Genomic DNA, 7,341 nt, shown 5'->3' on the forward strand with positions numbered 1-7,341 from the left:
GAAACTGCCGCCCGAATATCTGCGGCTGCTGCTGGCGACGTTGGTGCTGCTGGTCGCGGCGCGGCTCGCGATCGGCCTCGGTTTTCGCCCGGCGGAAATCTACACGGTCGAGCTGCTCAAATGAGGCTGGCGCGGCTGATCGCCGCGTTTTTCGCGGCCTTGCTGCTCGGTGGGGCGAGCGAGCCGGTGCTGGTGCCCGAAGTCTCGCAGCGCGATATCCAGATCCAGTACGGCTTTACCGGCGCGGAATTGCTGCTGTTCGGCGCGATCGTCTATCCCGGCGGCACCCCGCCTGCACGCGACAGCGATATCGTCGTGATCCTCAAAGGTCCGCCGCAGTCGATCATCCTGCGCGAAAAGCAGCAGATTGCCGGCATATGGCTCAACGCTGCGAGCACCGAATTCCGTTCGGCGCCCGCCTATTATGCCGTCGCCTCCTCGCGCCCGATCGACAAGATCGTCGACAAGCGGACGGCCGCCATCTACGAATTCGGCCTCGACAATCTGCAGCTTTCGCCCGCCGGAACCATCGATCCGGCCGAACAGCGCCGGTTCCTCTCGGGGCTGGTCGATCTCAACCGGCGCGAGGGGCTCTACAAGCAGCAGGAAGGCAGCGTCGAAATCCTCGAAGGCGTGCTGTATCAGGCGCGGCTCTCGATCCCGGCCAGCGTGCCCACCGGCACTTATACGGCGGAAACCTTTCTCGTGCGCGATGGCCAGGTGCTCGCTGCGGCGGTGCGCGAGATCGAGGTGCGCAAGTTCGGTTTCGAACTGTTCGTCGCGACGGTCGCCGAATATCAGCCCTTTGCCTATGGCGTCTGCGCGGTGTTGATTTCGTTGCTACTGGGCTGGATTGGCGGCGTGATCTTCCGCAAGATTTGACGGCGCCGACAATGACTTCGGCATAGAGGGAAAATTTACCCTATGCGCCTATGCCTTGCTGCGAATACGCAAAGCAAAAGGCACAGACAGCCCGATGGTCGATCTCAACCCGCGCAGCTTCCAGGGGCGCATGCCCGCCAGTTCTGCCGAGCGTCCGGACATTCCCCTGGTGATCCAGCGCCCGGTCGAACATCTGCGCATCGGCGAGGTCGTGGAAATTGCCGGATCGAGCTCGCAGGTGCTGCTCGACGCCGCCCGTCTGCAGGTGCTGGTCGATCACAACGATCCCAGCGTATCGATGGCGGGGCAGGTCGGGAGCCAGGTCAAGATCCGCATGGGCAATCGCTGGCTGGTCGCCAATGTCCGCACCCAGCGCATGCACCAGCGCGAAGCCGGGCTGATCGTCTGCCAGATCGACTTTCTCGGTGAGGGCGAGGAGGAAAAGCTCACCGGGCGCATCTTCAACTTCCGCCGCGGGGTGACGCGCTATCCGGTTCCCGGTACGCCGCTTTATGCGATGACCAGCGCAGACCTCAAACAGGTCTATGCCGCCGATGCCCGGCCGCATATCGAGATCGGGACCGTCTATCCGACCAGCGACACGCGCGGCGCGCTCTATGTCGATGCGCTGCTGGGTAAGCATTTCGCGCTGCTGGGATCGACCGGTACCGGCAAATCGACCGCCGCCGCGCTGATCCTGCACCGTATCTGCGACATGATGCCCGATGGCCATATCGTGATGATCGACCCGCATGGCGAATATTCGAGCGCGTTCGCGCAGAATGGCGAACTGTTCGATGTCGGCAATCTCGCGATGCCCTATTGGCTGATGAACTTCGAGGAGCATTGCGAGGTCTTCCTTACCTCGCACGGCGCCGACCGGCAGACCGATGCTGAAATTCTCGCCAAGTGCCTACTGGCGGCGCGGATGAAGAGCAAGCAGGCGCTCGGCAATGCCCGCGTGACCGTGGATACGCCGATCCCGTACATGCTGTCCGACCTGGTGGCGAACATCCAGAACGAGATGGGCAAGCTCGACAAGGCGACGTCAAGCGCGCCGTTCCTGCGGATCAAGGGCAAGATCGAGGAGGTCAAGTCCGACCCGCGCTACAGCTTCATGTTCTCCGGCATGCTGGTCGGCGACACCATGCTCGATTTCATCACCAAGATCTTCCGCCTGCCCGCCAACGGCAAGCCGATCTCGGTCATCGACGTGTCGAGCGTGCCCTCGGACATCACCGCAACCGTGGTGGCGGTGCTCAGCCGGATGATCTTCGACTTCGCCATCTGGAGCCGCAAGGAACGGACCAAGCCGGTGCTGCTGGTGTGCGAAGAGGCGCATCGCTACATCCCTTCCGACCGGGTCAACGAGCACAGCGCGGTGCGCGACGTGCTGAGCCGGATCGCCAAGGAAGGCCGCAAGTACGGCGTCTCGCTGGGGCTGATCACCCAGCGCCCCTCGGACCTTTCGGAAGGCGTGCTGTCGCAATGCGGCACGATCATCGCCATGCGCCTTAACAATGATCGCGACCAGGCGCATGTGCGGTCGGCCATGCCCGAAGGTGCGCGCGGATTCCTCGATTCGATTCCGGCGCTGCGCAATCGCGAATGCATCATCTGCGGCGAGGGTGTCGCGATCCCGATCCGCGTGGCGTTCGATGATCTTGCCGAGGCGCGCCGTCCGGCCTCAGACGACCCGGCATTCAGCGCGCTGTGGAAGGAACAGGGCGGCGAGAGCGAGATGGTCGCGCGCGTCATTGCCCGCTGGCGCAACAAGGACAATCTGAACGGCGGTCGCTGAGCGGCCTTCGTTTCGCCGCGCGGATCAGGTGCCGCGGGTGTCGCCGTAGAGGTGGATGTGCAGCCGGTCGGTGAAACGCCAGCCGCGATCAAGGCATAACGGTGCCAGCCAGGCGGTCCGTGAACGCAAGGTGGCGCTGTCGGTACCTTCGGGCATCAGGATGATGCGTTCTGCGGGAATCGCAAATCGCTCTGACAGCGCTGCGACCTCAACGGCATCGGCAGGATCGGCGATCACGAACTTGAACCAGGCGCGGTGGTCGCTGGCATAAGCGGCGAGCACATCCTCCTTGCGCCGGGTGCTTTCGGAATTGCCCGAATGACCAAGCTTGGGCGACAGGTTGAGCTGGTGGACATGCGGCGCAAAGTCAGCGGTCAGCGCCACGGTGCCGTTGCTCTCGATCTCGATATGATAAGCCGGCCCCAGCAGATCGCAGAGCGCCGCCAATGCGGGCTGCTGGAGCAGCGGCTCGCCGCCGGTGAAGACGATATGCGGGCATTCATATTGCCGGACCGCAGCGGCAACCTCGGCAATGTCCAGCGTTACGCTGTTGGCGCGCCGATCGTACTGGCGGTCGCCGCGATGCGTCCCGGCATGGCCTTCGAAAAACCAGGTATAGGGCGTGTCGCACCAGTGGCAGGCGAGGTTGCAGCCGGAAAGGCGGACGAACACCGACGGCCTGCCCAAGGATATCCCTTCGCCCTGCAGCGAATGAAAGATCTCGGGCTCTCCCGGACGGACGGTGGCGAGACGCAATCGGGTCATGCGCGGGCGCCCTTAGCCCAATTTGCGGCCGAAAGCCAAAAAGATGTGGCCGCACCCGTGAGCAACGGATGCGGCCACAGCCCCCCGGAAAATCAGACGGTCGTCAGAAGGCGGCGGTCACCCCGAACACGATGGTGCCGTCTGCGATCTGGCCGCCGCCGTTGCGGAACTTCTGGAAGTTCGGCAACAGATAGGCCGATTCCGCGCGGGTGATGTCCGTATCGACATAGGACACGCTGAGCGTCAGCGGCCCATAGACGTTCACTGCCGCGCCGATCGAATAATCCCAGTATTCGCCGGTGGGCGTCACGCTGGTACCATTGGGGCCGAGACCGGGATTGCCCTCCGAATAGCCGATATGCGCGTTGATCGTCACGGGCGTGTCGGGGATGGCGACGCTGGCATCGCCAGCCAGGTACAGATTGTCCTGCTTCTGGCCGCGGCTGAATGGCGTGTTCGAGAAGTTGCCGAGCGCTTCCTGCTTGGGCGCGTAATAGACCGCTGCGGTCAGCGAAACCGGCCCGGCGGTGCCCTTCAGCTTGGCATAGCCTTCGAAAAAGTCGGTGTTGTCGAAGCCATCGGGATACATGTACCAGGTCACGCCGACATCGATGCCGGCCGAGCCGACGGTGGTGGCATAACCGGCGAACAGGTCGACCTCGAGATTGGGGCCGCCAAAAGTGCCCCAGCCGGCCAGGTTGGACCCCCATGTGCCGACGTAGAAACCCGATTCGTGGTTGACGGTGAAGCCGCCCTGGACTGCCACGCCCTCGTCGGACTGCGAAACGCCGCGGAAGCGATAGTCGGAAACCAGACCGACAGAGCCCGTGATCGTGATCGGCTTGGACTCCTCTTCCTGCGCAAGAGCAGGGGTGGCGACAGCCGACGACGCGAGGAGGGCGAGGCCCGCAAGGCCCCGGTGGAATTTGGACGTACGCATGTTTTTCCTTTCAACTGGATGCGTTTCGTCCCGCCTGCGCTGCAGTGGCTACTCTCTATTTTTGCTGGCGTCCCTTGGCGCCACATATGGAGTGCTCACAATCAGCGACAGCAATGCTGCCCCGCTGTGCTGCGGTGCACAAGAGAAAAATGCTAATATATGCGGCTATGGTGAAAGATTGTGTCTTTCGCGCCACGGAAATGATCCGTTGCGGACCTTTATTGCGATGTTAACCGGATGGCATCACGGTATTACGCGATGTTTGCTCCGCTCCTGCCGATCCAGTCCGATTCGCGCGCCAGCGCGGCGATCGATTCGCTGCTTGCGCGAATCGATGCGATCGGCACCGTGCTCGCCGTTCTGGCGCGATGGTCGGGTCGCCCGGCGGCCGACCCCGTTTCCGGACTGAGCGAACGCGCAACGCTGGCGGCCTGGCTGACCCAGGTCGAGCCCGAGATCACCGCCCGAATGGTGACCGAGCTCGACGCGATCTGCGCGGCCCTGCAGTCGGGTCTTGCGGCGCTCGAACAGGCGCGTGGGCGCGGGCATCGCGCCGAAGCGGCAGCGGCCCTGCTGTATCGCGAATCGCGCGAAGCCTTTGCGGACGTGCTGAAGCCGACGAGCGCACATCCCGAATATTGCTGAAGCTGACCGTGCGCTTTCCTTTGTTCCCGTTTTGTATTAGTAGGTGGCATGGACACGCACTTGCCACAATCCCTGCGCTCGACTGACTCGAACGATCTGCCGACCATGCCCATCGCCTCGCCCGGCGGCCCGCCGGCTGGTGCAGCAGCGGTCGCGCGCGGCATTGCCCGGTTGTTCCGGCGCAACCAGATCTGGGTGGCCCCCGAGGTCGCGCTGCCCAATGGTCGCCGGGCCGACCTGATGGGGATCGATGCGCGCGGGCAGATCGTGATCGTCGAGATCAAGGTGGCGCGTGCCGATCTGCTGGGTGATGCCAAATGGGGCGAGTATCTCGACCATTGCGACCGATTCTACTGGGGGCTGTGCCCGGCGCTCGATGCTGGGCTGGTCAGCGGCGAGGCGTTCCTGCCCGATGTCACCGGGCTGATCGTCGCCGATGCCTATGATGCCGAGATCATCCGTCCCGCCGCCACGCGTCCGCTGGTGGCTGCCCGGCGGAAGAGCGAGACTCAGCGCCTGGCCGCGCTGGCGCTGCGGCGGTTGAACCTGATGCTTGACCCCCCGCCGCCCGACGAGGTCTATTAACCGCATTGGTACTTTTGCCTTGACATCGTCACGCTGATTGGGTACAAATCAGGAACATCGAGATGGAGCGAGTCGGGAGTGACCCGGCGACAGGCTCTCTCACTTATCCTGTGCCCTGCGGAGACTGCCTTGTCCGACAGCCTGTCGGAGGAAAGCCTGTGCGCGTTCCTCGACCATCTTGCCGAGACGTCGAACGTTTCGGTCTCGGCCAAGCGCGCCGGTGTGTCACGCTCGGCAGTCTATCGGCTGCGGGCGAGCTGCCCGGCATTCAGCCATGGCTGGCAGATGGCGATCGCTACCGGCTATGACGAGCTCGAATTCCGCATGCTCAAGACCGCGCGGTTCGGCACGATCAAGCCGGTCAAGCGCCCCGATGGCAGCATCGGCCGGGCAACCGAATTCGACGATGCACAGGGCCTAAAGCTGCTGATGGCGTACAAGCAGAGCGCCGAGAAGAGCCGCAGCGATCCGCCCGCCGATCCGCTGGCCGCCAGGACCGCGCGCGACCAGCTCGCGGCGACGCTGGAGCAGATTCGGCAACGGCTGGATGCGGGCGCAGCAGACAAGGCTGGGCCGGATTCAACTGTACCTGGCAGCACATGACGGATTTTTCGCTGGCCGAACGGCTGGCGGCCATGCCGGGCGAGGCTATGCGGCTGTATCTGGACGGCCTTTCCGATGGCGCGGTGGCAGCGCTCGCGCACCACTGGCCATTCTGGGCGCGACCCGAGCAGCTGGCACCGCCGGGTGACTGGCGCACCTGGCTGATCCTCGCCGGGCGCGGCTTCGGCAAGACGCGCGCGGGGGCGGAATGGGTGCGGCAGATCGGCGAGGGCGTGTCCGATGCGCGCATCGCGCTGGTCGCGGCGAACCTGGCCGAAGCGCGCAGCGTGATGGTCGAGGGGCAGAGCGGGCTGCTGGCGATCGCACCCGAGCAGGCGCGTCCACACTGGGAGCCCTCGCTGCGCCGGTTGCGCTGGCCGGGCGGGGCGCAGGCGGTGCTGTTCTCCGCAGCCGAGCCCGAGGGGTTGCGCGGTCCCGAGCACAGCCATGCCTGGTGCGACGAGATCGCGAAATGGGACAATGCTTCGGGCCGCGCGGAGGCGGCCTGGGACAATCTGCAGCTCGGCCTGCGCGTGGGATCGCTCCCGCAGGTCTGCGCCACCACCACGCCGCGTGCAGTGCCGCTGGTACGACGATTGCTCGATGATCCGGGCCTCATCATCAGCCGGGGCAGCAGCCATGCCAACCGGGCCAACCTGCCGCCCGCCTTCCTCGCGGCGGTCGAGCGGCATTATGGCGGCACCGCTCTGGGGCGGCAGGAACTCGATGGCGAACTGCTCGAGGATATCGAGGGCGCCTTGTGGAGCCGCAGCCTGATCGAGGCGTGCCGCGTGCGCTGGCAGGCGCAAGGCCTGGTGCGCGTCGTGATCGGGGTCGATCCGCCTGCAGGCTCGTCGGGCGACGCGTGCGGCATCATCGTCTGCGCGTTGCAGGAGGATGGCCGCGCGGCGGTGCTCGCCGATACTTCGGTCGAAGGCGCATCGCCCGAAGGCTGGGCGCGCGCGGTATCGGCGGCGTCCGAGGCCTGGGGTGCGGACCGGATCATCTCCGAAGCCAATCAGGGCGGCGAGATGGTAGGCGCGGTATTGCGCGCCTCGAACATCGCGCTGCCGGTACGGCTGGTCCACGCGAGCCGCGGCAAGGTCGCGCGCGCCCAGCC

The 7,341-nt window shown here is 65.0% G+C and carries 8 protein-coding genes and 1 pseudogene; 7 read left to right on the forward strand and 2 right to left on the reverse strand.

The genetic code is table 11. The features are described from left to right. The 3 genes and pseudogenes from AX735_RS25000 to AX735_RS09440 form a co-directional block, all read left to right on the forward strand. Positions 1-124: pseudogene (locus AX735_RS25000) on the forward strand (sulfite exporter TauE/SafE family protein); the annotation flags it as partial. Beyond that, on the forward strand, positions 121-882 hold the full coding sequence (locus AX735_RS09435; RefSeq protein WP_066279030.1) for a TIGR02186 family protein: 762 nt from the start codon (positions 121-123) through the stop codon (positions 880-882). The pseudogene AX735_RS25000 and the gene AX735_RS09435, both read left to right, overlap by 4 nt. Positions 883-1,012: 130 nt before the next feature. Further along, on the forward strand, positions 1,013-2,683 hold the full coding sequence (locus tag AX735_RS09440; RefSeq protein ID WP_066279056.1) for an ATP-binding protein: 1,671 nt from the start codon (positions 1,013-1,015) through the stop codon (positions 2,681-2,683). A gap of 24 nt (positions 2,684-2,707) precedes the next feature. Here AX735_RS09440 and AX735_RS09445 read toward each other — a convergent pair whose 3' ends face one another. Both AX735_RS09445 and AX735_RS09450 read right to left on the reverse strand, forming a co-directional pair. After that, complete coding sequence (locus AX735_RS09445) at positions 2,708-3,448, reverse strand: 7-carboxy-7-deazaguanine synthase QueE (RefSeq protein ID WP_066279034.1); 741 nt, start codon at positions 3,446-3,448, stop codon at positions 2,708-2,710. 103 nt (positions 3,449-3,551) lie between these two features. Next, positions 3,552-4,388 (reverse strand): TorF family putative porin, encoded by an 837-nt coding sequence (locus tag AX735_RS09450; RefSeq protein ID WP_066279037.1) that lies wholly within the window; start codon positions 4,386-4,388, stop codon positions 3,552-3,554. Positions 4,389-4,646: 258 nt separating this feature from the next. Here AX735_RS09450 and AX735_RS09455 point away from each other — a divergent pair, with 258 nt between their 5' ends. The 4 genes from AX735_RS09455 to AX735_RS09470 form a co-directional block, all read left to right on the forward strand. After that, the gene (locus tag AX735_RS09455; protein ID WP_066279040.1) at positions 4,647-5,033 is read left to right on the forward strand and encodes a hypothetical protein; all 387 of its coding nucleotides are present in this window, start codon (positions 4,647-4,649) and stop codon (positions 5,031-5,033) included. Between the two features lie 105 nt (positions 5,034-5,138). Continuing rightward, positions 5,139-5,618 (forward strand): MmcB family DNA repair protein, encoded by a 480-nt coding sequence (locus AX735_RS09460; RefSeq protein ID WP_066279058.1) that lies wholly within the window; start codon positions 5,139-5,141, stop codon positions 5,616-5,618. Positions 5,619-5,747: 129 nt separating this feature from the next. After that, positions 5,748-6,221, forward strand: coding sequence for a hypothetical protein (locus AX735_RS09465; protein WP_066279050.1), 474 nt, complete (start codon positions 5,748-5,750; stop codon positions 6,219-6,221). Further along, a partial coding sequence (locus AX735_RS09470; RefSeq protein ID WP_066279052.1) for a terminase large subunit domain-containing protein occupies positions 6,218-7,341 on the forward strand: 1,124 nt, incomplete at its 3' end. The genes AX735_RS09465 and AX735_RS09470, both read left to right, overlap by 4 nt.

Source organism: Blastomonas sp. CCH1-A6 (assembly GCF_001556365.1).
GTDB classification, from domain to species: domain Bacteria; phylum Pseudomonadota; class Alphaproteobacteria; order Sphingomonadales; family Sphingomonadaceae; genus Blastomonas; species Blastomonas ursincola.

What these genes read in the sequence shown, in the direction of transcription:
- AX735_RS09435 (WP_066279030.1), top strand. Translation starts at nt 121, where the DNA reads ATGAGGCTGGCGCGGCTGATCGCCGCGTTTTTCGCGGCCTTGCTGCTC.
- AX735_RS09440 (WP_066279056.1), top strand. Translation starts at nt 1,013, where the DNA reads ATGCCCGCCAGTTCTGCCGAGCGTCCGGACATTCCCCTGGTGATCCAG.
- AX735_RS09445 (WP_066279034.1), bottom strand. Translation starts at nt 3,448, where the DNA reads ATGACCCGATTGCGTCTCGCCACCGTCCGTCCGGGAGAGCCCGAGATC.
- AX735_RS09450 (WP_066279037.1), bottom strand. Translation starts at nt 4,388, where the DNA reads ATGCGTACGTCCAAATTCCACCGGGGCCTTGCGGGCCTCGCCCTCCTC.
- AX735_RS09455 (WP_066279040.1), top strand. Translation starts at nt 4,647, where the DNA reads ATGTTTGCTCCGCTCCTGCCGATCCAGTCCGATTCGCGCGCCAGCGCG.
- AX735_RS09460 (WP_066279058.1), top strand. Translation starts at nt 5,139, where the DNA reads ATGCCCATCGCCTCGCCCGGCGGCCCGCCGGCTGGTGCAGCAGCGGTC.